This is a genomic window from Streptomyces sp. NBC_01723, assembly GCF_036246005.1.
Taxonomy (GTDB): domain Bacteria; phylum Actinomycetota; class Actinomycetes; order Streptomycetales; family Streptomycetaceae; genus Streptomyces.
This window is the reverse complement of sequence record NZ_CP109171.1, coordinates 418,556-442,908: the sequence shown is the minus strand read 5'-3', so window position 1 is coordinate 442,908 and position 24,353 is coordinate 418,556. Positions and strand designations below refer to the sequence as shown.

The following is a 24,353-nucleotide window of genomic DNA, read 5'->3' as shown; positions in this document are numbered from 1 at the left end:
GCAATGAAGATCACTGACGTGGACGTGTGGGTCGTCAACCTCCCGCTGGTCAACCCCTTCACGAGTTCGTTCGAGACCAAGACCGGCGAGACCCGCACCGTCGTCCGCATCCGCACCGACGACGGCGTCGAGGGCTGGGGCGAGACGATGTGGGGCGCCCCGGTCGCCGCGATCGTCCGGCAACTGGCCCCCGAGCTGATCGGGACCAGCCCCTTCGCCCTGGAGAGCTTCCACCGCAAGCAGCACATGGTGCCGTTCTTCTACGGCTACCTCGGCTACGCGGCCATCGCCGCCGTCGACGTCGCCTGCTGGGACGCGATGGGCAAGGCGACCGGCCAGTCCCTCACCGACCTGCTGGGCGGCCCCGTGCGGGACGAGGTCCCGATCACCGCGCTCATCACCCGCGCCGACGCGCCGGGCGCCACGCCGGCGGACCTGCCCAAGGCCCTGGCGGAGCACACCGTGCGCGTCGTCGCCGAGGGCGGCTTCGACGCCGTCAAGCTCAAGGGCACCAAGGACTGCGCGGGCGACGTCGCCATCCTGCGCGCGGTCCGCGAGGCGCTGCCCGGGGTGAACCTGCGCGTCGACCCGAACGCCGCCTGGTCCGTCCCCGACTCGGTGCGCGCCGGGATCGCGCTGGAGGAACTCGACCTGGAGTACCTGGAGGACCCGTGCGTCGGCATCGAGGGCATGAGCCAGGTGAAGGCGAAGGTCCGCATCCCGCTGTGCACCAACATGTGCGTCGTCCGCTTCGAGGACTTCGCGCCCGCCATGCGGCTGAACGCCGTGGACGTCATCCACGGTGACGTCTACAAGTGGGGCGGCATCGCCGCGACCAAGGCGCTCGCCGCGCACTGCGAGACCTTCGGCCTCGGCATGAACCTGCACAGCGGCGGGGAACTCGGCATCGCCACGGCCGCGCACCTGGCCGTCGTGTCGAGCACACCCGTCCTCTCCCGGGCGATCGACAGCATGTACTACCTGCACGCGGACGACATCATCGAGCCGCTGCACCTGGAGAAGGGCAGGCTGCGGGTGCCGTCCGGCCCGGGACTGGGTGTACGGGTGGACGAGGACAAGCTCCGCCACTACGCCGGGGTCAACGAGCGGGACGGAGACCTCACCGGATGAGCGGGCGGACCGGGAAACGAGCCGTGCGCACGACCGGGGCTCCCCGGCCGGCGGGTGCGTACGCGCAGGGCGTGGTGGCGGGCGGACTCCTGTTCACGGCCGGGTTCGGCCCGCAGGACCCGGCCACCGGCGAGGTGCCCGAAGGCGTCGGCGCACAGACCGCGCAGGTGCTGCGCAACGTCCGCGCGGTCCTCGCCGAGGAGGGGCTCTCCCTGCGGGACGTCGTGAAGGTGACCACGCACCTGCAACACCTGAAGCGGGACTTCGCCGCGTATGACGCCGCCTACCGCGAGTTCTTCGACGAGCCGTGCCCGGTGCGCACCACCGTCGGGTCGGACCTCATGAACATCCTCGTGGAGATCGACGTGGTGGCCGTCCTGCCCGGCCCCCACACGCCCGGGTGACCACCCATCCGCGCTCGCGTGCCCCGGCGCACCCCGGGGCACGCGAGCCCTTCGCAGTCGTACGCTGATCAGCACCGACCGAGACCGTGTGGGAGACGAACGTCATGCCCCTGCTGGAGCCCAAGCCGGACAGCCTCCGCCCGGGATCGGCCCGCGCCGCCGCGGCCGACCGGGTCCCCGACCGGGGTGCCTCGGGCACGCCCGAGCGGCTCCGCGCGGAGCTGACCGCACTGCTCGGTCCGGAGAAGGTCCGCTGGAAGGTCTCCGACCTGGTCAAGTACGCCTCCGACGCCAGCCCGTACCGGTTCGTCCCGCAGGTCGTCGTCCTGCCCGAGACCACCGAGGACATCTCCGCGATCATGGGGTACGCGCGCTCCCACGGCCGCGACCTCGTCTTCCGCGCCGCCGGCACCAGCCTGAACGGCCAGGCCCAGGGCGAGGACATCCTCGTCGACGTCCGCCGCCACTTCACCGGCGTGCAGGTCCTGGACGACGGCGCGCGGGCCCGCATCCGGCCCGGCACCACCGTCATGCGGGCCAACGCGACCCTCGCCCGGTACGGCAGGGTCCTGGGCCCCGACCCGGCCAGCGCCATCGCCTGCACCGTCGGCGGGGTCGTGGCCAACAACGCCTCCGGCATGACCGCGGGCACCACCCGCAACTCGTACCGCACCCTCGCCTCGCTGACCTTCGTGCTGCCGAGCGGCACCGTCGTCGACACGGCCGACCCGGACGCGGACGCGAAGCTGGCCCGCACCGAGCCGGACCTGTGCGCGGGTCTGCTGGCCCTCAAGGCGGAGATCGAGGCGGACGCGGCACTCACCGACCGGATCCGGGCCAAGTACGAGATCAAGAACACCAACGGCTACCGGCTCGACGCCTTCCTGGACGGCACCACGCCCGTGGAGATCCTGCGCGGTCTGATGGTCGGCTCCCAGGGCACCTTCGGGTTCATCTCCGACGTCGTCTTCGACACCCTGCCGCTGGACCGCCGGGTCACCAGCGGCCTGCTCTTCTTCCCCTCGCTGACCGCCGCTGCGGCGGCCGTGCCCCTCTTCAACGAGGCCGGGGCCCTGGCCGTCGAGCTGATGGACGGCAACACCCTGCGCGCCTCGGTCAGCGTGCAGGGCGTGCCGGCGGACTGGGCAGGACTGCCGCGCGAGACCGCCGCGCTGCTGGTGGAGTTCCGGGCACCGGACGAGGCGGGTCAGGAGGCGTACGAACGGGCGGCGGCCGACGTCCTGGAGCGGCTGAGCCTCGTCGCCCCCGTCCCCTCCGTGACCAACGGGTTCACCCGCGACGCCAAGGTCATCTCGGGGTACTGGAAGGCCCGCAAGGCATTCGTCACCGCGGTCGGCGGCTCCCGGCCGGCGGGCACCACGCTGATCACGGAGGACTTCGCGGTCCCGCCGTCCCGGCTGGCCGACGCCTGCGAGGCCCTGCTCCGGCTCCAGGACGGCCACGGCTTCGACGCGGCCGTCGCCGGTCACGCCGCCCACGGCAACCTGCACTTCCTGCTCGCCTTCGACGCGTCGAAGGCGTCCGACGTCGACCGGTACGCCGCCTTCATGGACGACTTCTGCCGGATGACCGTGGAGCGTTTCGACGGGTCGCTGAAGGCCGAGCACGCCACCGGACGCAACATCGCCCCGTTCCTGGAGCTGGAGTGGGGCCCGAGGGCGACCGAGCTGATGTGGCGCACGAAGCGACTCGTCGACCCCGACGGCGTCCTGGCGCCCCGGATCGTCCTGGACCGGGACCCCAGGGCCCACCTGCGCGGCCTCAAGACGATCCCCGGCATCGAGGCCGTCGCCGACCCCTGCATCGAGTGCGGCTTCTGCGAACCCACCTGCCCCAGCCACGACCTGACGACCACGCCACGCCAGCGGATCGTGCTGCGCCGGGAGATGATGCGCCAGCCGGACGGCTCACCGGTGGAGGAACAACTCCTCGCCTCCTACGGCTACGACGCCGTCGACACCTGCGCGGGCGACTCCACCTGCCGGATCGCCTGCCCCGTCGGCATCGACACCGGCGCCATGATGAAGGACTTCCGGCACCAGCGGCACTCCCCCCGCGAGGAGCGGATCGCCGCGCTCACCGCGAGGCGGTTCAAGGCCGTCGAGGCGTCGGCGCGCCTGGCGGTGGGCGCGGCCGACCGGATCGCCGACCGGCTGCTGACGGCCGCCACCGGCCTCGCCCGCAAGGCGGTACGCCCCGACCTGGTGCCCGAATGGCTGCCGGAGATCCCCGGCGCCGCCACTCGCGCCGTGCCCCGCACCGCGAAGGCGGACGCGAGGGCCGTCTACTACCCCGCCTGCGTCAACCGCATCTTCGGCGGCGCCGGGAGCGACGACAGCCCTTCGCTCCAGCAGGCCGTGGTCGACGTCTCGGACCGCGCCGGCAAGCCGGTCTGGATCCCGGACGACGTCGCCGGCACCTGCTGTTCGACGATCTGGCACTCCAAGGGCTACGAGGACGCCAACACCGTGATGGCCAACCGCGTCGTCGAGGCCGCCTGGGCCTGGACCGACGGCGGAAGGCTCCCGCTGGTAGTCGACGCCTCCTCCTGCACCCTGGGCATCGCCGACGAGGTCGTCCCCTACCTCACCGAGGCCAACCGGGAACTGCACCGGCACCTCACGGTGGTCGACTCCGTCGTCTGGGCCGCCGAGGAACTCCTGCCCGGGCTCACGATCCGGCGCACCGCCCGCTCGGCGGTACTGCACCCCACCTGCTCGATGCAGCACCTCGGCGACGTCGATCAACTGCGCGAGGTCGCCGAGGCGGTCGCCGACGAGGTCGTCGTCCCGGACGACGCCGGATGCTGCGCCTTCGCCGGTGACCGGGGCATGCTGCACAAGGAGCTGACGGCGTCCGCGACGGAGAAGGAGGCCGCCGAGGTCACCTCGCGCGCCTACGACGCCCACCTGTCCGCCAACCGGATGTGCGAGATCGGCATGGACCGGGCGACGGGACGCGCGTACCACTCCGTCCTGATCGAACTGGACCGGGCGACCCGGCCCTGACTCAGCGCTGGGTGAGGGTCTGGGGGTAGTCGGTGATGATGCCGTCGACGCCGAGGCCGGTCATTTTGCGGATGGCGCCGGGTTCGTCGACGGTCCAGACGTTGATGTCCATGCCGAGTTCGTGGATGCGGTCGACGAGGGTCTGGTCGGTGACGGTGTGCTGGGGGTTGATCTGGTCGGCCCACCCGCTGAGTTGCTGGAGTTCGGTGTCGGTGGGGCGGTCGGCGTCGAGGATGCCGATGGGTATGTCGGGCATGCGGGTGTGGAATTGCCGGGCGTCGTCGGTCTGGAAGGACTGGACGGCGAGTTGGTGGCGGGCGAGGGCGCGGCGGACGTAGGCGGGTTTGGTGTGGAGGTGGTCGGCGAGGTCGGTGGCGATGTCGGTGTAGTGGCCGCAGGGGCTGATTTCGGCGAGGAGTCCGGTGCGGGTGTGGTCGATGTGGCGGATGACGTCGTCGACGGTGATGAGGGGTTCGCCGGTGTATTTGGTGTGGAACCAGGAGCCTGCGTCGAGGCGGCGGAGTTCGTTCCAGGTGAAGTCGGAGACGCGGTAGCGGGGGCGGTCGGGGTAGAGGTCTTCGATGTTGGTGGTGCGTTCCATGGTGCAGTCATGGAAGTTGACGAGTTTGCCGTCCTTGGTTTGCTGGACGTCGATTTCGACGTGGTCGGCGCGTTGGGTGACGGCCAGGTCGATGGCGGCGGCGGTGTTCTCGGGTGCCATGCCGGAGGAGCCGCGGTGGGCGATGGCGTCCGGGGCGCCGGGCGCGGCGTGCGCGGTGGTCGTCGTCAGGGCCAGGGCCAGACCGCCCAGTGCGGCCACGACGACACCCGCACGTCTGGCCGAGCGTCTGCCGTCCGGTTCCGAGAGCACGGTGAAGCGCATGCGCGGTCCTTCCCTCGTAGCTCGGTGCGGGACTGTTCGTGACGTGCCGTCAGCCGCCCGCGGCGGCGGGCAGGGCGGCGAGGACCGCGGTGGCCGAGGCCACGGGGTCGCCCGAGGGATGGACGGGGTAGCGGTCGCGCTCCTGGTTCCAGGTGTTCTCCAGCGCGAACCAGTCGATGGCGGCCGGAGGGCGGCCGGTGACCAGCGCCGTCTCGAGGGAGTCGAGGTACGTCGTCCACCGCATCGCGTAGAAGTCGCGGACCAGCCCCGACCACTCCCGGTTGGCGTAGTCCCGCAGCCCGCCGGTGTCGCTGCCGGAGCGGTGCCCCCAGGTGGTGAGGATCGAACGGGCGTCGAACTCGGCGGCGGCCCGCTCGGCCGGCGTACGGCCCCAGGACTTGGCGTCCTCCAGCCAAGGCCCGAGGAGGAACCGGGTGTCGGTCGCCAGCAGCCGGTCGAGGAGTGCCAGGTCGCCCTTCCACTCCGCGGCCAGCGCACGGAAGCGGGACAGGTCCTTGGCGTCGTAGGCCGTCCTGATCTCCGGGAGCAGGGACCGGCTCCGGTTGGCCAGCGCCTGACGGGCGACGTCCACCAGGTCGAAGCGGTACGCGTCGGTCGCCCGCAGCGCTGGCGCGACCTGCAGCAACTCGGCCAGCGCCTCCCGCACGGTGGCCGGGTCGTAGCGCATCGCGCCGGGGCTCCAGCTGGCCGCCGTGGTCGCGTTGAGCCGGGGACGGGCGGTGAACAGGCTGTCCTGCGACTCGCTCCAGGTGCCGGAGGGCGTGCTGTACGGGCCCGTGCGCAGCAGCTCCCAGGCGCGGGCCGCGTGCGGGTCGGGGCCGCCGTAGCGGCGTGACGCATAGGCGGCGAACCAGGCCCGCTGGTCCACCGGGGCCGTCCGCCAGGCCAGTTCGGTGAACAGCTCGTAGGCGACCGGGTTGCCGCCGGTGCCCTCGGGCAGGTAGGCGATGCCCGCGAGGGTGCTGCCGGGCTTGGTGCGCCAGTGGTCGAATCGCTCCGCCCAGACGGAAGTGTTGGCGCCGATGGTGGTGTGGCCGCCGAAGTTGGGGATGGTGCCGAAGGCGTAGGGCGCGCCGTGCCAGGTGGTCTCCCGGTCGAGCCCGTCGTAGCGGTCGGACAGCCCGTCGACGATGAGCAGCCTGCTCTTGTCGACGGCGTCGATGATCTCCGGCGAAGGGTTCCTCTGCCAGCCGATCAGGGTCCAGACGGCACCGGGACGGGCGGTCTGCAGAGCGTCCATCACCGCACGGGCGGCGTCCCCGACCGGCACGTTCCCCGGTCGGCCGCCCTCGTGCAGCAGGTCCATCTTGAACATCGACGAGTCGCCGAACAGCTCACGCTGGTGGCGGTAGAAGGAGGCGGCGACCCGGCGGAAGACCTCGCTGCGCGGATCCAGCCAGTCGGGTCGCTGGAAGCCGACCCACTCGCCCTGCGGGACGACCGGCCCGGTGGGGTTCCGTTCCGTGAATCCCGGGGGCACCGTGCCGAAGTAGCCGGGCAGCACCGGGGTCATGCCGAGCTGTCGCAGCCGGTCCGCGATCCGGCGCCCGAGGTCGGCACGGTCCTGGAGGAGCCGCTCGGAGACCGGACCGGCGAATCCGGACATGTTCTGCATCAGCCACCACGGCTGGTGCGCCGGGCCGGGGATCCAGGACCTCAGCTCCTTCCCGGAGTACCCGAACTCCTGGAACGTCTCGTGGTAGACGGCGTCGGCGCCCATCTGCACGAAGACCTCGTTCACCCCGTGCAGGGCGAGCAGGTCGATCTGCCGTTCGTACGAGGCCCAGTCGCGGTAGGCGCCGGAGTAGCCGTCGTCGGTGTCGTTGAGCGCGAAGCGGTGCGGCACCGACGCCTGCCGGTGGACGGTCCCGGTGGGCGCCGGGAGAGTGCGCGGCAGCTTCGCCGTACTCCGCCCGGGCCACCCGAGGTCCACCTTCGCCGTGTGCTTGAGGTACCAGTTGACGCCGCTGAGGATCACCGCCGGGCTGGTGCCCCGGACGCGCACATGGCCAGCTCTGCCAAAGACGCTGAAGTAGTCGCCCGACGCGGGGCGGGCCGCCGGGACCAGGCTGAACTGCGAGACGTGGCGGGGGAGCAGGCGGGCGAGGGCCGCCCTGGCGGGGTGCGTGGCGAAGGCGGGCCCGCCCGGTGGGGAGGAGGCCGCGGATGAGGTGCCGGGGGTGAGAGCCGTGGTGAGAAGGAGGAGGGCGGTGGCTGCGTGGACGGCAGCCCAGGGTCTGAGGCCTCTCACAGGTCACCTCTGTGGGGGTTGTCGAGGGGATGCTGGTGAATATGGGGCCGGGGGAGTCCACCGTCAAGAAGACATCCGGTCATGACGTACGCCTCGCCTGGTACACCGAGTCGTAGATGGGGAAGGCGTGGCGCAGCCCGGTCAGCGCGAAGAGCTGCTTGGTGTGGGCGTCGGTGATGACCAGTTTCAGCTCGCCGCGGACGGCCTGGACCCGTTTGAGGGTGCCGACCAGGACGCCCAGGCCCATGGAGTCGATGAACGCCACCCCGCGCAGGTCGATGACGAACCGGCGGAGTCCGTCCGCGAGCCGCTCGATCATGTGCTGCTTGATCGTGGGCACGGTGTACACGTCGACCTCACCGCGGATCTCCACGACGGTCCAGCCGCCGACATCGCTGTAGTTGATCTCGATCGGAGGTTCCATACGCACCCAACGGCGATGCCGTGGGCAGAGGTTGCGCCGCACATTCGTTCTGCATATGCATGAACGGCTGGCCAAAGGATCACCTGAGGTGCAGGTGAGGGTCACGGTGCGGTGTGCGAGCAGGGGCTCCGGCCACCCTCGGAACGTACGTTCGAAATAGATCGCGGTCGCCGTGGCCCCGGCCCCGCCGTGCGCGTTCCGCCATTCGGGGTCATCCTGGTAGCCGGGCCACGAAGCCCACAGACCGACCTACCGGGAGGTTCTGTGATTCTGCTCGCGCTTCTCCTACCGGTCGTGATGATGGCCTTCCTCTTCGCCGCGGACGCGCTCGAGGACCTGATCTTCCCGCCCCCGGCGGCCCCGGAGGACGACGCCTCAGGCGCCGCCGGGGCGACGACCACCTCGCCCTGACAGGGACAGGGCACCCGGCCCGAAGAAGACCAGCAGCAGGAAGCCCCAGCAGAACAGCGCCGGGGGCAGCCCGCCGTTCTGGAGCGGGAAGAGCCCGTCCTGCTGGTGCTCGGTGAAGTAGGCGAACGCCATGATCCCCGAGCCGATGAACGCCGCGCCGCGCGTGGCCACGCCGACGAGGACGAGGGCGCCGGTCACCAGCTCGATCACCCCGGCGTACCAGAACGGCCAGTCGCCCACGGGACTGGCCGGCCGGTCCAGCAGCCCGAAGACCGTCGCGGCGCCCTCACTGGTGAACAGCAGACCCAGGACGATGCGGAACAGGCCGAGCACCAGGGGCTGCTGCCTGGTCAGCCGGTCGTTCAGGCGTGCGGTGCTCATCGGTGGGCGCTCCCTCGGGTCGTACGGCGTGCGGCCGCGCACGACGCGGCCGTGGGGAGTACGAGACTCCTCCCGTACTCCCTACGTGCGTGCGCGGCGATCGACTCAACGCCGGCCCCGAAAGGTGGAACCGTCGGCCGTCAGCCGTCGTTCGTGGTCACCTTCACCTCGTCGACGACCAGCTGCTGCGGGAAGGTGGTCGAGCCGTCGGGGTCGCCCGGCCAGTAGCCGCCGACCGCGAGGTTCAGGATGAGGAAGAACGGCTTGTCGAAGACCCACTGGTTGCCGTTCAGATCGGCCGGCGTACGCGTCTGGTACACGTTGCCGTCGACCGACCAGGTGATCCTGTCCGGGGCCCAGTCCACCGCGAAGGTGTGGAAGTCGTCCGCGAAGGCCTCGCCGTTCGGCAGGGTGTAACCCGCGCCGATGCCGCCCGAGCCGGAGTAGCCGGGGCCGTGGATGGTGCCGTGGACGGTCGACGGCTCGAAGCCGACGTTCTCCATGATGTCGATCTCGCCCGAGTTCGGCCAGCCGACCTCGCCGATGTCCTGGCCCAGCATCCAGAACGCGGGCCAGATGCCCTGCCCGCGCGGGATCTTCATCCGGGCCTCGACGTGCCCGTAGGTGGCGGTGAACTTGCCCGAGGTGTTGAGTCGCGCGGAGGTGTACTCGCACGGCCCGTACCAGCACTGGTAGTTGCCCGGGTTCTCGCGGCGGGCCTCGATCACCAGGTTCCCCTGGCCGTCGAGCTTCGCGTTGTCGGTGCCGGGCGTGTAGTACTGCCGTTCGTGGTTGTTGACGTTGTCGCCGGTCTCCAGCTGCCACTTGGCGGAGTCGACGCCGGACCCGGCGGGTCCGTCGAAGGTGTCGGAGAACGTCACGGCCGCGGCCGTCTCCGCCGGGCGGTCCGCGTGCGCGGGCGCGACCGCGGCGGCGGCCACCAGGCCGACCGACAGGGTGGTGAGCAGGCAACTGCGGATCAGACGGGGGGAGTTCATGTCTCTCCCTTTCGTGGGCCCGCTCCCACGACGCGGGAGCGGGCACTCGGGTGGGGGGAAGGTGGTGCGGTGTGGACTGTCCGGGCGCGGGTGGGGCCGGCCGGTCAGCCGAAGGACTCCAGGGTGATCGCCGCGTCCTTGGGGTCGCCGTCGTGCACCAGCGACTCATGGGCCCCGACGTCGTCGAACGCGAAGGCGTACGCCTTCCCGTCCTGCATCTGCGAGTGGATCAGGCGGGCGTAGTGGTTGGTGACGCCGTCCTGGTAGAAGCCCGAGGCGTCGGCGTCCGGCTGCTCGGAGTCGGTGAGCAGCGTCGACCGGTTGTACGCGGCGCACAGGGTCCGCGAGATGGGCCCGCGCACCTGGTCGTTGGGCGCGTCGAGCTTGTTGTAGCAGCCGAAGACGGAGTCGGAGTCCGGCTTCTCGAAGGAGGTCACCACGGCGCCGGAGCCGTCGGTGAAGTCCATCCGGTCCCCGTTGACCTTGCCGAAGAACTTCGTGTCCGGCTGGTCCTTGAACGGCGTGACCGTCAGCGTGTCGGTGGCGTACTTGCTCCAGACACGGTCGATGTAGCCGTCCAGCACCCCGGCGGGCAGGTCGCCGGCGCCGATGCCGTGCCCAGGGGCCAGTACGCGCAGCGGCGTTCCGTCGGCGCGGCTCTGGACCAGGCCCTCCCAGCCGCCGCCCTGCTGGACGAGTCCGTCGGCCACGGCCTTGTAACCGCCGGGCTTCAGCGAACCTGTGTGCTCGGTGGAGCCGTCACCCGCGGTGAGACCGACGGAGTAGGGGGCCGAGAACATGTCCACCTGGGTGGAGTTGATCCACAGACCGGAGTCGTTGAGCGTGTACTCCGTCCAGTTGAACAGGATGTCGTGGTTGGGATCGTCGGCGTTCTGCACGGCGGGCTGGACGAGCCCGCCGTCGGCGAGCCGGAAGTCCAGCTTCTGGCCGTAGGAGAAGTAGACGCGGCCCGAGAACTTCGGAAGCCGAACGGTCTTTGACCCGCCGTTTGCCGGGCCGGTGAAGGACGCGTCGGGGGCCGGGACCGGCGGGGCGCCACCGGCCGGCCAGGCGTGGAAGGTTCCGTTCTCGTCGGCGTAGCCCTGCTTGCCGGACGCCAGTTCGGTGCCGATCACGTACACGTAGACCTGTTCGCCGCTGCCCGAGTCGTTCTTCAGGGTGAGCGGGATCGTGTCCGGCACGGCCGAGGCCGGTTCGGCCGGTCCTGTGACGACGGCGACGGCGCCGAGGGACGCCGCGACGGCCAGGGACGCCGTCAGCTTGCGTGGGGAAAGCACACGGTCCTCCTTGGTGTGGGGGGACTTGCAACGTTGTAGTGCTCCCCTGTACATGTCAACAAGATGAACGAAATGAATCGGAAGAAGGCGCTCCAGCTTCGGGAGATGAACCGGCACCCGGCCCGGTGGCCCGCCTCCTTCAGGGGGTCGGGGACCAGCGCGGCGTCACCCCGGTGAGCCGGCAGACGAGGAAGTACAGCGGTATGGGCGCGGTGTACGGCGAGTCGCCGTCGGGTCCGTGGACCATGCGCGGACCCGACGGCGGGGTCTGCGCCGCGCGGGTCCAGGAGGGGTCGCCGCTCACGTAGAGGACGCCGGGCGGCCACGCGACCCCGATGTCGGAGCCCGACGGGACGACCCACCACCAGCGCCCCTGGTCGGCGAAGACGCAGCCCGCGCGGGGCAGACGGGCCAGGATGCGCTCGCCGTGATCCGGCGAGGTGCCCACCGCGTCGTGTCCGAGACCTGCACGCACTCCGGCGGGCAGGGACAACGGGGCGGGGGCCGTGGACGGACGTGGATCACGGGTGTGCTGCAGGTCCATGGGGGGTGTCCTTTGGCCGGGAGGAGAGCGCGGTCTGCCGACGCGCACAACCGGCGGAGCACCAGGAGAACGTTGTCATGCGAGACCGACCCGGACGTGAAGAAAAGGGGCGGTGGAACCACTGTGTCATCCGTCAGCAACCGTACGCAACCGGCAAGTTGAAATGTGCAGTTGAGTGGATGCATGCTCCTCGGACGGGGACGCCCGCCGTGGCAGACTGCGCACCCGAGGCTGGGCGCACAGCCGCGAACAAGGAGATGGTGTGACCTCGGAGACCGATTGGGGCGGTGCCCCCTCCGTGCTGCGCATGATCCTCGGCAAACAGCTGGAGGAGTTGCGCACCCGGGCCGGTCTGTCCTTCGAACAGGCCGCCGAGTCGATCGGGGTGAGCCACTCCACGATCCGGCGCATGGAGGCGGCGAAGGTGGCCCGCCTGCGGCTGCCGGACGTGGAGAAGCTGCTCCAGTACTACGGCGTCCGCGACCAGCAGGAGATCGACACCTTCCTCAAGTCGGCCCGCGAGGCGAACAAACGGGGCTGGTGGCACACCTACCGCGACGTCATGCCGGACTGGTTCGCCGCCTACCTCAGCCTGGAGCAGGCGGCCCTGCACATCCGCGCCTACGAGCCCGAGTTCGTGCACGGGCTGCTCCAGACCCCGGCCTACGCGCGGGCCCTGCTCAGCGCGGGCAATCCGCACGCCTCCTCCGTCGCCACCGAGCGCCGGGTCGCCCTGCGCATGCGGCGCCAGGAGATCCTCACCCGCCCCGAACCGCCCCGGCTGTGGGTCGTCATGGACGAAACGGTCCTGCGCTGGCCCGTCGGTGGCGCCGAGGTGATGCGGGAGCAGGTGGACCACCTGATCGAGGTGGGCCGGCTGCCCAACGTCACGCTCCAGATCATGCCGTTCGCCGGGGGCCCGCACCCCGCGATGCGGGCCGGCGCGTTCCACGTCTTCCGCTTCCGGGCTCCCGAACTCCCCGACATCGTCTACCTCAGCGGCCTCGTGGGCGCCGTCTACCTGGACAAGGGCGACGACGTGGTGGTCTACCGCGAGGCGCTGGACCGCCTGGGCGCCCAGGCCGTACCGGCCCGAAGCACCGAGGAACTCCTCGGCGCGCTACGCAAGGAGCTCTGAATGGACCAGCACCCACAGCACTCCGCCGGCTCCGGGACACCGCCCCCGGGACCGGGCCCCTACGAGTGGGTCAAGCCATGGAGCGACGACGCGGGCGGCGCCTGCGTCGAGGTGCGCAGGCTGGGCGACGGACGGATCGCGTTGCGCCAGTCCTCGGACCCGGACGGCCCCGCGCTCGTCTTCACCCCTCACGAGATGTCGTGTTTCCTGGACGGTGTGAAGGCGGGCCAGGCCGACTTCCTCTACTGAACGCGCCGGTTGCCGTAGGTTCCACCGAGAGATCACTGGTACCGCACGACTTGACGGAGAGGGGCGGACGTTGTCCGACAGCGGATGGCCGGCCGACCGGATCGACACCGAGCACGCGCACTCGGCCCGGATCTACGACTACATCCTGGGAGGCAAGGACTACTACCCGGCCGACCGGGAGGCGGGCGACGCGATGGCCGCGGAGTGGCCCGCGCTGCCCGTGCACATGCGCGCCAACCGGGACTGGATGAACCGCGCGGTGCGCTGGCTGGCGGAGGAGGCGGGCATACGCCAGTTCCTCGACATCGGCACCGGCATCCCGACCTCACCCAACCTGCACGAGATCGCGCAGTCGGTGGCGCCCGAGTCGCGCGTGGTCTACGTGGACAACGACCCGATCGTCCTCACCCTGTCCCAGGGGCTGCTGTCCAGCACGGCCGAAGGGCGGACGACGTACATCGAGGCGGACTTCCAGCATCCTGAGGACGTCCTCGAATCCGCCGAGTTCCGCAAGACGCTGGACCTGGGCAGGCCGGTCGCGCTGACCGTGATCGCGATCGTCCACTTCGTCCTCGACGAGGACGACGCGGTCGGTATCGTCCGCCGCCTCCTGGACCCCCTGCCGTCGGGCAGCTACCTGGCGATGACCATCGGCACCGCCGAGTTCGCCCCGGACGAGGTCGGCCGGGTCGCGCGGGAGTACGCGGCCCGCGACATGCCGATGCGGCTGCGCACCCTCGACGAGGCGCACGAGTTCTTCGACGGCCTCGACCTGGTCGAACCCGGCATCGTCCAGGTGCACAAGTGGCACCCGGACGGCGCGGGGGAGCAGGGCATCCGCGACGAGGACATCGCGATGTACGGCGCGGTGGCCCGCAAGCCGTAACGGCGCGCGGGAGCGGGCGGGACCGGAGGCCCTGGGGCGTCAGATCACGCGGAAGAGGTCGGCGGCGGCGTGCACGTCGGTGAAGTCCTCGACCGAGCGGAGGTTGTCGCACAGGGCCTCCAGGACCGACCCGGCCTCGGCGGCCCGCGGGGTACCGATGGCGACACCGAAGACCCGGAAACCCAGCAGGCGCTTGGCTTCGTTCCAGTCGCGCATCCACTCCTCGGTGACGCCGCAGTCGTCGTCGGTGAGCATCACGATGTCCCCGCGCCTGCGGGCGGCGTCGTCGAACTCCTCCCTCAGCAGCTCGCCCGCCGCCGACAGGGGCCGCTGGTAGCTGGTGCCGCCGCCGAGGAAGGTCTCCGCGAAGTCGAGGGTCCGGCCGAGGTCGGCGGGCCCGTCGGCGGGGAAGTGGAAGACCTGGAGTTTGTCGGCGGCGGAGAAGAGGATGCCGACGAAGTCGCGCCCCGCCCGGCGGGCCTGGTCCAGCAGTGCCAGGGCGCACGCCTTCGCCCACGCCTCCCGGGTGATGCCGCCGGGCCCGGCCTCGTACATGGAGTGCGAGGTGTCCACACACGCGATGACCGCCCCCCGGCCGGTGGCCTGTTCCCCTTGGCTGTCGTAGAGCATCAGCTCCCCGGCGGCGTAGCGTGCGGCGAACACCGCACGCAGTTCCGCCAGGCCGAGATGAGCCAGTTCGGAGGGGATGACACGGGAGAGGTCGTCGCCGAGCGTGACACCGATCAGCTCGCCGGTCGCGTTCTCCACCTTGCGGGCGCGCTCGCCTTCGGCCATCTGCCGGAATCGGCCGATCAGCTCGGCCCACCGCGCGAGCCGACCGGTGCGCAGCCGCTCGGCGAGCCGGGCGCGCCGCTCGAAGGACATCCGCTCCAGCTCGCCGGAACCGACGCCCCAGGCCCGCATCAGCGCGGCCTCCTCCCGGGCGGCCGCCGCGGCCTTCGCCACCCCGCCGCGCGCGGCGGCGGGCATCCCGGGCAGCGGTGCCGCGAGCGCCTCACCGGCCATTTGGGCGGTCTGCCGGGTGTGGGCCCGAGCGTTCTCCATCGCTCGTTCTACGGCTTCGGCGGCCGGACCGGGCACGGTGCCGTCCTCGCCGGCCTCGTCGGCGGCCCGCCGGAGCGCCTCGGCGACGGCGGTGGCCGCGTCCTCGGCGTCCCCGCCGGCCCGACCCGCCCGCTCCGCGCGGTCCTGGGCGTCCCCGGAGTCGTCCAGCATCCGGCGCAGCGCACCGGCTTGGGCGAGTACGGCCATCGCGGCGGCGTACGGGTCGCCGGCCGTCTCGCGGTGCAGTTCGGCGAAGTGCGGCGACTCCAGCATGGCCCCGACGACACGGTGGTTGACCAGCCGGGTGGGGTCCATCTCGCCGGGTTCGCGCAGTCGGGGGCCGACTCGATAGGCGGCCAGGAACGCGTCGGTCAGCAGGTCGGTGGCGTGCGCGTGGCGCTCGCCCAGTTCCGCGGCCAGGTCGCGCAGAGCGGGCGACTGCTCATAGGTGTCGCGCCAGGCGATCCGGTCGAAACGGTCGGCGACCACGGCCGTGGTGTGGCGTGCGGGGGCGGTGGCCGCCCCGGCCAGCCATGGCGCGGCCCGGGCCGCCAGACCGTCCAGCAGGGCCGGGATCTCGTCCATGTTCCTGATCGCCCCTCGTGCTCAGAGCCGGGACTGCACCGTGCTCGCGTCCACGCCGAGGGCCTCGGTGAGTACCCGGGCGCGGACGGCGCGCTGGCGGCCGGTGACCCGGTCAATTGCCGCCGTGGAGCGGCCGGCCACCACCGCTTCCTCCCGCAGTTTCTCCAGTCGGGTTCCGGCGGTGGCGAGCTGGTTGTGGGCCTTCTTGATGACCCACTCGCTCAGCGCCTCGCGGGACTGCCCGGCCATGGCGTCGAGCTGGGTCTCCAGTTCGTCGATGGTGTCGGCGAGGTCCAGGGCCTCGCGGGCGTCGGGGTTCACCAGGTGCAGCACCTCGCGTTCGACCGTCGGGCGTTCGGCGGGGGAGTGCCACAGCACATGCGTCAGCACCGACAGGTCGCTCTCGCCGACCGCGACGCGTCCGTCGAGGTAGGCGGAGGCCTGGAGCAGGCCCACCGCCTGCCGCCAGCGCCGGTCGGAGGCGACCAGTTCCTTGCGGCGCAGGGCCGCGCGCAGCGTGCACACGGCGTCCACGATCGCGTCGGGGACGTCGACGGCAGGGACGGTCCCGGTCACGGCGTGCTGCAGCGCGGCCAGTTCCACCGTGGTCCGCGGCGGCGGGGCAGCCGGGCGGCCGACGGCGGAGCGGACCAGCGCGGCGAAGTTCGAGGGGTCCTCGAGGTACGAGACTTCGATCCGCACCAGAAGCCGGTCGTAGATGGCGGCCGAGTCCTCTCCGGTGGGCAGCTCGTTGCTCGCCGTGATGGCCCCGATGAGCGGGCAGCGGACGGGTTCGCCGCCGCTCTCGGGATGGTAGATCCGTTCGTTGAGGTAGCCCAGCGTCTCGTTCAGCGCCGCCGTGGAGCACTTGAAGATCTCGTCGATGAACGCGACGTGCGCGGTCGTGGCGCGACCCTCGTAGACCTGGCGGTACTCGCCCCGGGACAGCGCGGCGACGTCGATCGGGCCGAACATCCGCGTCGGCGCCGTGAACTTCGACAGCAGGATCTCCCAGTACGACGCCCCCTCGATCCTGCCCGTGAGTTCCCGGGCCAGCTCGGACTTCGCCGTCCCGGGCGGACCCAGTATCAGGGAGTGCCGGCCCGCCAGCAGGGTCACCAGCAGCGTCCGCACCACGTCGGCCCGTTCGTAGAAGCGGTCCGACAACTCCTCACCGATCGCGCGGAGTCGCCGGGCGGTGTCCTGCGCGCCGGGCGCGGACGGATGGTCCCGCGCGTCCTGTGGGCCCATCGCCGACTCCTTGCCTGTCACGTCCGGGGGTGGCAGGTCGGAGCCTATCCCGCGCCCACGGCGAGTGATCCGGACACCTGCGACGCGGACGGCTTCAGGTCAACGGGCGCTGTGGGCGCCCCCTTCACCGCCGGTCGGCCAGGTGCGGAGCAGGGAGTCCAGCGCGTTGAGAATCTCCGTCCAGCTCTCCTGCGAGTCGGGTGCGCTGTGGCTGAAACCCCCGGCGGTCTCCAGGCCGACGTATCCGCTGAAGACGCTGCCCAGCAGGCGTACGGCGTGCGTCTGCTGGGGTTCGGCCAGGTCGTACCCGCGCAGGATGGCCCGCGACATCTGGGCGTGCCGCGCGCCGGCGCCGGCCGCCGCCGCCTCGGGGTCGAGGCGGAACTGCGCGGCGGCGAAGCGGCCCGGGTGCCGGCGCGCGTAGTCGCGGTAGGCGTTGGCGAAAGCGGACAGCGCGTCCTTGCCGGCCCGGCCGGCCACCGCCTCGGAGACCAGGTCGGCCAGCTCTTCGAGAGCGAACAGCGCGATGCCGGTCTTGAGTTCGTGCGCGTTCCTCACGTGCGAGTAGAGGCTCGCCGTGCGTACCCCGAACCGCCGGGCCAGCTCCGTGGGTGTGGTGTGCTCGAACCCGATCTCGTCGGCCAGCTCGGCCCCCGCCCTGAACAGGGTCTCCGTCGTCAGTCCTGCCCGCGCCACACTCGTCCTCCACGTCACCTGCCGAGCAACCGTAGAAGATTATGTGTGTGCCTAACATGATTAGGCAACCTGAGGAGTCAGTGGTGCGTCGCCGCCGCCCAGTGGGTCTCCCGGTACTCTCGCGCCCCGGCCATCAGCGCATTGAGCGCGTCCCGGGTACTGATGAGGTCCGCGATGTGCTCGGACAACCGGTCGCGCTCCTGCGCCATGCGCTCCAGGGCGGCGTCGGAGTTGTCCTCGCTGGGCGAGTCGACGCACGGCAGCAGTTCGGCGATGGTGCGGCTGGACAGCCCCGCCGCGTAGAGCCGCTGGAGGAACCTGACCCGATCGACCTCGTGGTCCGTGTAGTGGCGCTGGCCGCTCGGGCTGCGGGTGCTGGCCAGCAGCCCCTGGTCCTCGTAGTAGCGGACGGACCGCACGCTGACCCCGGCCCGTGACGCCAGCTCCCCGATGCGCATGCCGTACTCCCCACTGCTCGCTGTGATCCGCGACACAGACCCTTGCCTCTGACGTCAGTGTCAGGTTTTAGCGTAGCCGCCGAGCCCGACATCCGGGCCCCGCGCGACCAAGGAGTTCCGACGTGACGTCCCTCTTCGACAGCTACCCGCTCGGTGAACTGACCCTGCCCAACCGGATGGTGATGGCCCCGATGACCCGGGTCCGTGCCGCGGCGGGCGGGCTGGCCACGTCCTCGATGGCGACGTACTACGCCCAGCGCGCCTCGGCCGGACTGATCGTCTCCGAAGGCGTGCAGCCGAGCCTCGTCGGGCAGTCCAACCCCGGTACGCCCGGGCTGTACACCGACGAACAGGTGGCCGCCTGGCGCCCGGTGACCGGCGCCCTGCACGCCAACGGCGGACGGATCTTCGCCCAGATCATGCACGGGGGGCGCGTCTCGCACCCGGACACCACGGGCATGCGGCCCGTCGGCCCCTCGGCCGTCCCCGCCGTCGGGAAGGTGTTCACCCCTACCGGCCCCCAGGCGGCGCCGACTCCGCGCGCCCTGGAGACCGCCGAGGTGCCCGAACACGCCCTCTCCTACGCCAGTGCCGCCCGCCGCGCGGTCGACGCCGGCTTCGACGGGGTCGAACTGCACGGCGCCAACGGCTACCTCATCTCGCAGTTCCTCTCCTCCAACGCGAACCTCCGCACCGACCGCTACGGAGGCTCGGTGGCCAACCGGATCCGCTTCGCCGTCGAGGCGGTGTCCGCGACCGCCGAGGCCGTGGGCGGCCACCGGACCGGCATCCGCCTCTCCCCGGCCGGGACCTTCTGGGGCGTCGAGGAGACCGACGTCCCCGAGCTGTACGACGAGCTGCTGACCGAACTGGCGCGCCTCGATCTCGCCTACGTCCATGTCGAGGCCACCGCCGAGGAGGAGGTGCTCGTCGGTCTGCGCCGCGCCTGGCCGGGCACGCTCATCATGAACCCGGTGCTGCCGATGGGGCCGAAGCAGGCCGGGCGGGACGAGGCCGACCACTGGCTCGGGCTCGGCGCGGACCTCATCAGCTTCGGCCGCGGCTTCATCGCCAACCCCGACCTGGTCGAGCGGCTGCGCACCGGCCTCCCGGTCGCCCCGGTGGACGAGGACACCTACTACCAGGGCGGCGACGCCGGTTACCTGACCTACTCGGCCTATCAGCACACCGCCTGACAACCGCCCGGATGCCGGTGTGTGACGTGAATCACGCACCGGCGCGCGGTTGCCGGGCCGGGAAGTTTCGTATCCCTCTCATGACAGCGGGGCTGTGAATGCGAGGATGAGCCGCCATGACTGCTGGGTGGTGCTGCCGCACAACGCGGGCCGCGGTGTTCGCGGCCGTCTGCGTGCTGCTCGCCACCCTCGGGCACGTCCTGATGTCGGAGACCGCCGTGCCCTGGTGGGCACTCGTCACCGCGGGCACCGTGACCGGCGGCGCGGGATGGTGCCTGGCCGGCCGGGAGCGAGGGGTCCTCCTCGTGTCGTCCGTCGTGGTGGTCGCCCAGACGGCACTGCACGAGTGGTTCTCCTACGCCCAGCGGCTCACGGCGCCGTCCGCGTCCCCGATGCCCATGGGTGCCGGCGCGTCCGTCCCCGATCACACGGCCGGCATGGCCCACCTGGGCCACGCCATGCATCCCGCCGCGCACGGCGGCTCCGCCGCGGGACCGACGGGCGCCATGGACTCGATGACCGGCTTCGGCCCGGTCATGGAGGCGATGTCCTCGTCGGGCATGCTCGCCGCCCACCTGCTGGCCGCGCTGCTGAGCGGCCTGTGGCTGGCGTACGGCGAGCGCGCGGTCTTCCGCATCCTGCGGGCCGCCGCCGGGTGGCTGGCCGCCCCGCTGCGCCTGGTCCTCACGCTCCAGGTGCCACCGCACCGGCCGCGTCCCGCCCTCCGCCGCGGCCACGCGGCCCACCGGCCGCCGCGGCTGCTCCTCGTCCACGCGATCACTTCTCGGGGTCCGCCCGCGGGAACCGCTGTCGTCTGAGACAGCCGGTCCCCGACCGCGCCGGGCGTTCCACGCCGGGCCGGGCCGGGCATCGGACGTACACCGCCCCGCGGGTGCGTCCGCCACTCCCACCCCGTCACCGGGCCCCGCCGCGCACTGAGCGCCGCCGGGTCCGGAATCCGGGCGTCCGCGTACGCCGTGGCCGCATGCCGCGCGTCGTGCGCCGGAGATCCGGACTCACGAGAAGGACAGCACGTGATCAGTCCTGCCCCCTCCGCCGTCCACGACCGGGTGGCACGCGCCGCGAGAGCACGTCAGGAACGGACGTCCGCCGACGAGCCGGCGACGCTCTGGGCGCTGGCCGCCCGCGGCGGCGATCCGCGGGCCGTGGAGAACCTCGTCCGCGCCCTCCAGCGGGACGTCCGCCGCTTCGTCACCCACCTCGGCGCCGACCCCCAGTCCGCCGACGACCTCGCCCAGGACACCTTCCTGCGGGCGCTCGGCAGCCTGCACCGCTTCGAGGGCCGTTCCTCCGCCCGCACCTGGCTGCTGGCCATCGCCCGCCGCGCGGTGATCGACAGCTACCGGCACGCGTCCGCCCGGCCCCGGCTGCTGGCCACGGAGGACTGGGAGACCGCCGCCGAGTGTGCCCAGGAACACGGTCTGCCGGGATTCGACGACGGCATCGCCCTGGCCGAACTGCTGGACGCGCTGCCGCACGACCGGCGCGAGGCCTTCGTCCTCACCCAACTCGTCGGAGTCTCCTACGCGGAGGCCGCCGAACTCGTCGGCTGTCCGGTCGGCACGGTCCGCTCCCGCGTGGCCCGCGCCCGCGAGGCGCTGATCCGGTCCCTCGGCGAGGCCGAACGCAGCGGGCCGCCGGACGTACAACGGGCGATCAGGTCCCGCACGGCCTGCCGTTAGCATGTTCGAACTCGTGACGATCGCCATGAGTGACCCGTTTGTCCGATCACTAGCAACCAGGCCAAATAATTGAAAACCATACCGACACGAATATCCGCGCGAACGACGCTCTGGGTCGCGGCGGGTGTGGCGACCCTCGGGTTCCTCATCGCGCTGGAGTTCGCCGCGCGCCACTACGGCGAGCCGGGACCGATCACCCAGCAGGCCCGCGAGGTGGTCTTCGCCCCCGATTCCGGGCCGCTGCTCTACGCGGGGCTCGCGCTGACGATGGTGGTGCTCACCTGGCGGCAGCGGTTCGTCGCGGCCGGTGTGGCGATCGGCGTCGACCTCGTGCTGTGGCCGGTGCGCTGGGCGGTCGGCGCGGACATGAACTTCGGCAACGGCGCCCTGTGGGTGGTCCTGGGCTGCGCGGTCGTCGCCGTCACGCGTCGTACCGGCCGGGAACGGGCGCTGCTGCTGAAGGGTGTCGGGCTGGGGCTGTTGCTGGTGGCCGGGCACAAGACGGGGGACACCTGGCTGCTCATCACGTCGGAGACCCGCCCGACGGTGCTCGACCCCTATCTGGCGACCGCCGACCACGCGCTGGGCGATCCGTCCTGGCTGGTCGGCCGGCTGGTGGAGGCCACCTCGCCGGTGGGCGGCGGCATCCTGCACGTCGTCTACGGCCAGCTCCCGCTGGCGGCGGCCCTGGTCGGCCTGTACCAACTGCGCCACGTGGCGGTCGAGCGCCGCTTCCCGAGCCACCATCTCGTCCGCACCTTCCTCGTCATCGGCCTGCTCGGGCCCGCCGTCTACATGATCTTCCCGGTCGTCGGGCCCGTGTACGCCTACGGAGCCGAGGGCGGACAGTGGGCGGTGGCCAACCTGTGGCCGGACACCCTGCCGTCGATCGGTGCCCCGCACGCGGTGCCGTTCGACGAGATCACCCCGCGCAACTGCATGCCCAGTCTGCACACGGCGTGGGCGACGACGCTCTTCGTCCACTCGCGCAAGGGGTCGCGCCCGATGCGGTACGCCGGGGCCTTCTGGCTGGTCGCCACCCTGACCGCGACGCTGGGCTTCGGTTACCACTACGGCGTGGACCTCATCGCCGGCGTGGTCTTCGCGCTCACGGTCGAGGCGGCGATGCGCGCGTTCGCCCGCGGCTGGGACCGGTCGGCCGTCCGGCTGGTCGCCCACGGAGCGACGGTGTTCGCGGTGCTGCTGGTCTCGTACCGCCTGCTCCCGGAGGAGATGGCCGCGTACCCGTGGGTGGCCGGACCGCTCCTCCTCCTCGCGATGGCCTCGGTGGTGTTCGGGTACCTGCGGACCACCAGGGCGTGGGAGCCGAAGTCCGGGCCGGCGCGGCAGCCGGAGCCGCCGAGGCCTGCCGAGCCGCAGCCCGAACTCGTCTGAGCCCGTGAGACCCCCGCAGGGCCAACGGGCCTGCGGGGTCGGGCGGTTCACGAAAACGACGCAGCGCTCTGGTCGTCGGACACCCGCTGGGCTACCGTCGGTAACACCCTGTCGGCGCAGGAGTGACTCCCGTGTCCCTCCGCCCCTCCGTACACCGTCGGAAGGCAGCCCATGCAGAACACGCCGGCACCTGCCGGGATCACTCGCCGCAACGCCCTGACCGTGACCGGGGGCGTGCTCGCGGCGGCGACACTGGCCCAGGCGGTGCCCGCCTTCGCGGCCGAGGAGCAGGCGGCGGACGCGATCGTGGTCGGACACGGTCTCGCGGGGCTGGTGGCCACGGCCGAACTCGCCGCGGCGGGCCGCAAGGTGCTGCTCCTCGACCAGGAACCCGAGGCGAGCCTGGGCGGCCAGGCGTTCTGGTCCTTCGGCGGTCTCTTCTTCGTGGACTCCGCCGAACAGCGCCTGATGGGCATCAAGGACTCGCGCGAACTGGCCTGGCAGGACTGGCTCGGCACGGCCGGCTTCGACCGGGGCGTCGGCGACCCCTCCGGCCAGGACCACTGGGCGTACAAGTGGGCCGAGGCGTACGTGGAGTTCGCCGCCGGCGAGAAGCGGTCCTGGCTCGCCGGGCTGGGCGTGCAGTGGTTCCCGATCGTCGGCTGGGCCGAGCGCGGCGGCGGCCTCGCGGACGGACACGGCAACTCGGTGCCGCGCTTCCACGTCACCTGGGGGACCGGCCCCGCGGTCGTCGAGCCGTTCGAGAAGAAGGTGCGGGCGGCGCGCGCCGACGGCCGGGTCACCTTCAGGTTCCGGCACCGGGTCGACGGCCTCGTGACGACCGGCGGCGCCGTCACCGGAGTACGCGGCGCCGTCCTCGAACCGAGCACGGCACAGCGCGGCAAACCCAGCTCCCGCACCGTGGTCGGCGAGTTCGAACTGCGCGCCCCGGTCGTCGTGGTGACCTCCGGCGGCATCGGCGCGAACCACGATCTCGTCCGGCGGAACTGGCCGGCCCGACTCGGCACCCCGCCCAAGTCCATGATCACCGGTGTGCCCGCGCACGTGGACGGCCGCATGCTGGCGATCACCGAGGAGGCGGGCGGCCGGATCGTGAACCCGGACCGCATGTGGCACTACACCGAGGGCCTCAGAAACTACGACCCGATCTGGCCCGGCCACGGCATCCGCATCCTGCCCGGACCGTCGTCCATGTGGTTCGACGCCACGGGCAAGCGCTTCGGCACGCCCGACATCCCCGGCTACGACACCCTGCACACCCTGAAGTCCATCACCGACACCGGCTACGACTACTCCTGGTTCGTCACCACGCAGAAGATCATCGCCAAGGAGTTCGCGCTCTCCGGCTCCGAGCAGAACCCGGACCTCACGGAGAAGAACGTCTGGAAGCTCCTCTCCCGTATCTGGCAGACGCCGGAGCCGATCGAGAAGTTCAAGAAGAACGGCGTGGACTTCGTCGTCGCGACGACCCTGCCCGAACTGGTCCGCGGCATGAACAAGCTGACCGGTGACAACCTGATCGCGCTGGACGGCCTCCAACGGCAGATCGAGGCCCGCGACCGCGAGATCGACAACCCGTACACCAAGGACGTCCAGGTGATGGGCATCCGCAACGCACTCGCCTACCCCGGGGACACGCTCAGCCGGACCGCCTCGGTCCACCGGATCCTGGACTCCGGCGCGGGCCCGCTGATCGCGGTCCGTCTCAACATCCTCACCCGCAAGACCCTCGGCGGCCTCCAGACCGACCTCTCCGGCCGGGTCCTGAACGCCTCGGGCGACCCGGTACCGGGTCTGTACGCCGCCGGAGAGGTGGCGGGCTTCGGGGGCGGCGGCGTGCACGGCTACCGGTCGCTGGAGGGCACCTTCCTCGGGGGCTGCCTGTTCTCCGGCCGCGAGGCCGGACGCGCCGCGGCCGCCGCGACGGCGTCCTGA

At 71.6% G+C, this 24,353-nt stretch carries 23 protein-coding genes; 12 read left to right on the top strand and 11 right to left on the bottom strand.

The window, feature by feature from the left end; translation table 11 throughout:
* Window positions 1-3: 3 nt before the first annotated feature.
* The 3 genes from OIE75_RS02005 (at window position 4) to OIE75_RS01995 (ending at window position 4,564) form a co-directional block, all read left to right on the top strand.
* Window positions 4-1,131, top strand: a complete 1,128-nt coding sequence (locus OIE75_RS02005) for a mandelate racemase/muconate lactonizing enzyme family protein (RefSeq protein WP_329469210.1) — start codon at window positions 4-6, stop codon at window positions 1,129-1,131.
* Window positions 1,128-1,535, top strand: coding sequence for a RidA family protein (locus OIE75_RS02000; protein ID WP_307009100.1), 408 nt, complete (start codon window positions 1,128-1,130; stop codon window positions 1,533-1,535). Before OIE75_RS02005 ends, OIE75_RS02000 begins: the two co-directional genes overlap by 4 nt.
* A gap of 104 nt (window positions 1,536-1,639) precedes the next feature.
* Window positions 1,640-4,564 carry an FAD-binding and (Fe-S)-binding domain-containing protein gene (locus tag OIE75_RS01995; RefSeq protein WP_329469207.1) on the top strand — a complete coding sequence of 975 codons (2,925 nt, stop codon included), beginning with the start codon at window positions 1,640-1,642 and terminating at the stop codon, window positions 4,562-4,564.
* Between the two features lies 1 nt (window position 4,565).
* Here OIE75_RS01995 and OIE75_RS01990 read toward each other — a convergent pair whose 3' ends face one another.
* From OIE75_RS01990 to OIE75_RS01980, 3 genes are all read right to left on the bottom strand, one after another.
* Window positions 4,566-5,447: a glycerophosphodiester phosphodiesterase gene (locus OIE75_RS01990; protein ID WP_307009096.1), complete on the bottom strand. Its 882-nt coding sequence runs from the start codon at window positions 5,445-5,447 to the stop codon at window positions 4,566-4,568.
* A 49-nt stretch (window positions 5,448-5,496) separates the two neighbouring features.
* Complete coding sequence (locus OIE75_RS01985; protein WP_329469205.1) at window positions 5,497-7,719, bottom strand: alpha-N-acetylglucosaminidase; 2,223 nt, start codon at window positions 7,717-7,719, stop codon at window positions 5,497-5,499.
* Window positions 7,720-7,798: 79 nt separating this feature from the next.
* A complete protein-coding gene (locus tag OIE75_RS01980; protein WP_329469204.1) occupies window positions 7,799-8,143 on the bottom strand; it encodes an STAS domain-containing protein in 345 nt (114 codons plus the stop codon).
* Between the two features lie 264 nt (window positions 8,144-8,407).
* Between OIE75_RS01980 and OIE75_RS01975 the strand changes: the two genes are divergently transcribed.
* On the top strand, window positions 8,408-8,554 hold the full coding sequence (locus OIE75_RS01975) for a hypothetical protein (protein WP_185832219.1): 147 nt from the start codon (window positions 8,408-8,410) through the stop codon (window positions 8,552-8,554).
* On the opposite strand, the gene OIE75_RS01970 is transcribed toward OIE75_RS01975, so the two are convergent.
* The 4 genes from OIE75_RS01970 to OIE75_RS01955 all read right to left on the bottom strand — a co-directional run bounded on the left by OIE75_RS01970 (window position 8,519) and on the right by OIE75_RS01955 (window position 11,775).
* Window positions 8,519-8,935: a DoxX family protein gene (locus OIE75_RS01970; RefSeq protein WP_307009090.1), complete on the bottom strand. Its 417-nt coding sequence runs from the start codon at window positions 8,933-8,935 to the stop codon at window positions 8,519-8,521. The genes OIE75_RS01975 and OIE75_RS01970 overlap by 36 nt on opposite strands.
* Window positions 8,936-9,075: 140 nt before the next feature.
* On the bottom strand, window positions 9,076-9,933 hold the full coding sequence (locus OIE75_RS01965) for a glycoside hydrolase family 16 protein (RefSeq protein WP_329469201.1): 858 nt from the start codon (window positions 9,931-9,933) through the stop codon (window positions 9,076-9,078).
* A 104-nt stretch (window positions 9,934-10,037) separates the two neighbouring features.
* On the bottom strand, window positions 10,038-11,231 hold the full coding sequence (locus OIE75_RS01960; protein ID WP_307009086.1) for a glycoside hydrolase family 64 protein: 1,194 nt from the start codon (window positions 11,229-11,231) through the stop codon (window positions 10,038-10,040).
* Window positions 11,232-11,370: 139 nt separating this feature from the next.
* On the bottom strand, window positions 11,371-11,775 hold the full coding sequence (locus OIE75_RS01955; protein ID WP_307009085.1) for a hypothetical protein: 405 nt from the start codon (window positions 11,773-11,775) through the stop codon (window positions 11,371-11,373).
* 262 nt (window positions 11,776-12,037) lie between these two features.
* Between OIE75_RS01955 and OIE75_RS01950 the strand changes: the two genes are divergently transcribed.
* The 3 genes from OIE75_RS01950 (at window position 12,038) to OIE75_RS01940 (ending at window position 14,048) form a co-directional block, all read left to right on the top strand.
* Window positions 12,038-12,913, top strand: a complete 876-nt coding sequence (locus tag OIE75_RS01950; protein WP_307009083.1) for a helix-turn-helix domain-containing protein — start codon at window positions 12,038-12,040, stop codon at window positions 12,911-12,913.
* Window positions 12,914-13,162 carry a DUF397 domain-containing protein gene (locus OIE75_RS01945; RefSeq protein WP_307009082.1) on the top strand — a complete coding sequence of 83 codons (249 nt, stop codon included), beginning with the start codon at window positions 12,914-12,916 and terminating at the stop codon, window positions 13,160-13,162.
* A gap of 70 nt (window positions 13,163-13,232) precedes the next feature.
* Entirely contained in the window at window positions 13,233-14,048 is an 816-nt protein-coding gene (locus OIE75_RS01940) for an SAM-dependent methyltransferase (protein WP_307009080.1), read from the top strand.
* Between the two features lie 39 nt (window positions 14,049-14,087).
* On the opposite strand, the gene OIE75_RS01935 is transcribed toward OIE75_RS01940, so the two are convergent.
* The 4 genes from OIE75_RS01935 to OIE75_RS01920 all read right to left on the bottom strand — a co-directional run bounded on the left by OIE75_RS01935 (window position 14,088) and on the right by OIE75_RS01920 (window position 18,103).
* Window positions 14,088-15,698 (bottom strand): VWA domain-containing protein, encoded by a 1,611-nt coding sequence (locus tag OIE75_RS01935; protein ID WP_329469198.1) that lies wholly within the window; start codon window positions 15,696-15,698, stop codon window positions 14,088-14,090.
* Window positions 15,699-15,719: 21 nt separating this feature from the next.
* Window positions 15,720-16,949: an AAA family ATPase gene (locus OIE75_RS01930; RefSeq protein ID WP_329469196.1), complete on the bottom strand. Its 1,230-nt coding sequence runs from the start codon at window positions 16,947-16,949 to the stop codon at window positions 15,720-15,722.
* 99 nt (window positions 16,950-17,048) lie between these two features.
* Window positions 17,049-17,645, bottom strand: a complete 597-nt coding sequence (locus OIE75_RS01925; RefSeq protein ID WP_307009075.1) for a TetR/AcrR family transcriptional regulator — start codon at window positions 17,643-17,645, stop codon at window positions 17,049-17,051.
* A 77-nt stretch (window positions 17,646-17,722) separates the two neighbouring features.
* Window positions 17,723-18,103 (bottom strand): MerR family transcriptional regulator, encoded by a 381-nt coding sequence (locus OIE75_RS01920; protein ID WP_307009073.1) that lies wholly within the window; start codon window positions 18,101-18,103, stop codon window positions 17,723-17,725.
* Window positions 18,104-18,225: 122 nt separating this feature from the next.
* Between OIE75_RS01920 and OIE75_RS01915 the strand changes: the two genes are divergently transcribed.
* The 5 genes from OIE75_RS01915 (at window position 18,226) to OIE75_RS01895 (ending at window position 24,353) form a co-directional block, all read left to right on the top strand.
* Window positions 18,226-19,299, top strand: coding sequence for an alkene reductase (locus OIE75_RS01915; RefSeq protein ID WP_329469194.1), 1,074 nt, complete (start codon window positions 18,226-18,228; stop codon window positions 19,297-19,299).
* A gap of 116 nt (window positions 19,300-19,415) precedes the next feature.
* Window positions 19,416-20,117 (top strand): hypothetical protein, encoded by a 702-nt coding sequence (locus OIE75_RS01910; protein ID WP_307009069.1) that lies wholly within the window; start codon window positions 19,416-19,418, stop codon window positions 20,115-20,117.
* Window positions 20,118-20,333: 216 nt separating this feature from the next.
* The gene (locus OIE75_RS01905) at window positions 20,334-21,002 is read left to right on the top strand and encodes a sigma-70 family RNA polymerase sigma factor (protein ID WP_307009067.1); all 669 of its coding nucleotides are present in this window, start codon (window positions 20,334-20,336) and stop codon (window positions 21,000-21,002) included.
* A gap of 69 nt (window positions 21,003-21,071) precedes the next feature.
* Window positions 21,072-22,397, top strand: coding sequence for a phosphatase PAP2 family protein (locus OIE75_RS01900; protein WP_329469192.1), 1,326 nt, complete (start codon window positions 21,072-21,074; stop codon window positions 22,395-22,397).
* 171 nt (window positions 22,398-22,568) lie between these two features.
* Window positions 22,569-24,353 carry an FAD-binding dehydrogenase gene (locus OIE75_RS01895; protein WP_307009063.1) on the top strand — a complete coding sequence of 595 codons (1,785 nt, stop codon included), beginning with the start codon at window positions 22,569-22,571 and terminating at the stop codon, window positions 24,351-24,353.

Excerpts from the sequence above, each read along its gene's own strand:
- OIE75_RS02005 (WP_329469210.1), top strand. The coding sequence starts at position 4 with ATGAAGATCACTGACGTGGACGTGTGGGTCGTCAACCTCCCGCTGGTC.
- OIE75_RS02000 (WP_307009100.1), top strand. The coding sequence starts at position 1,128 with ATGAGCGGGCGGACCGGGAAACGAGCCGTGCGCACGACCGGGGCTCCC.
- OIE75_RS01995 (WP_329469207.1), top strand. The coding sequence starts at position 1,640 with ATGCCCCTGCTGGAGCCCAAGCCGGACAGCCTCCGCCCGGGATCGGCC.
- OIE75_RS01990 (WP_307009096.1), bottom strand. The coding sequence starts at position 5,447 with ATGCGCTTCACCGTGCTCTCGGAACCGGACGGCAGACGCTCGGCCAGA.
- OIE75_RS01980 (WP_329469204.1), bottom strand. The coding sequence starts at position 8,143 with ATGGAACCTCCGATCGAGATCAACTACAGCGATGTCGGCGGCTGGACC.
- OIE75_RS01970 (WP_307009090.1), bottom strand. The coding sequence starts at position 8,935 with ATGAGCACCGCACGCCTGAACGACCGGCTGACCAGGCAGCAGCCCCTG.
- OIE75_RS01965 (WP_329469201.1), bottom strand. The coding sequence starts at position 9,933 with ATGAACTCCCCCCGTCTGATCCGCAGTTGCCTGCTCACCACCCTGTCG.
- OIE75_RS01955 (WP_307009085.1), bottom strand. The coding sequence starts at position 11,775 with ATGGACCTGCAGCACACCCGTGATCCACGTCCGTCCACGGCCCCCGCC.
- OIE75_RS01945 (WP_307009082.1), top strand. The coding sequence starts at position 12,914 with ATGGACCAGCACCCACAGCACTCCGCCGGCTCCGGGACACCGCCCCCG.
- OIE75_RS01935 (WP_329469198.1), bottom strand. The coding sequence starts at position 15,698 with ATGGACGAGATCCCGGCCCTGCTGGACGGTCTGGCGGCCCGGGCCGCG.
- OIE75_RS01930 (WP_329469196.1), bottom strand. The coding sequence starts at position 16,949 with ATGGGCCCACAGGACGCGCGGGACCATCCGTCCGCGCCCGGCGCGCAG.
- OIE75_RS01920 (WP_307009073.1), bottom strand. The coding sequence starts at position 18,103 with ATGCGCATCGGGGAGCTGGCGTCACGGGCCGGGGTCAGCGTGCGGTCC.
- OIE75_RS01910 (WP_307009069.1), top strand. The coding sequence starts at position 19,416 with ATGACTGCTGGGTGGTGCTGCCGCACAACGCGGGCCGCGGTGTTCGCG.
- OIE75_RS01895 (WP_307009063.1), top strand. The coding sequence starts at position 22,569 with ATGCAGAACACGCCGGCACCTGCCGGGATCACTCGCCGCAACGCCCTG.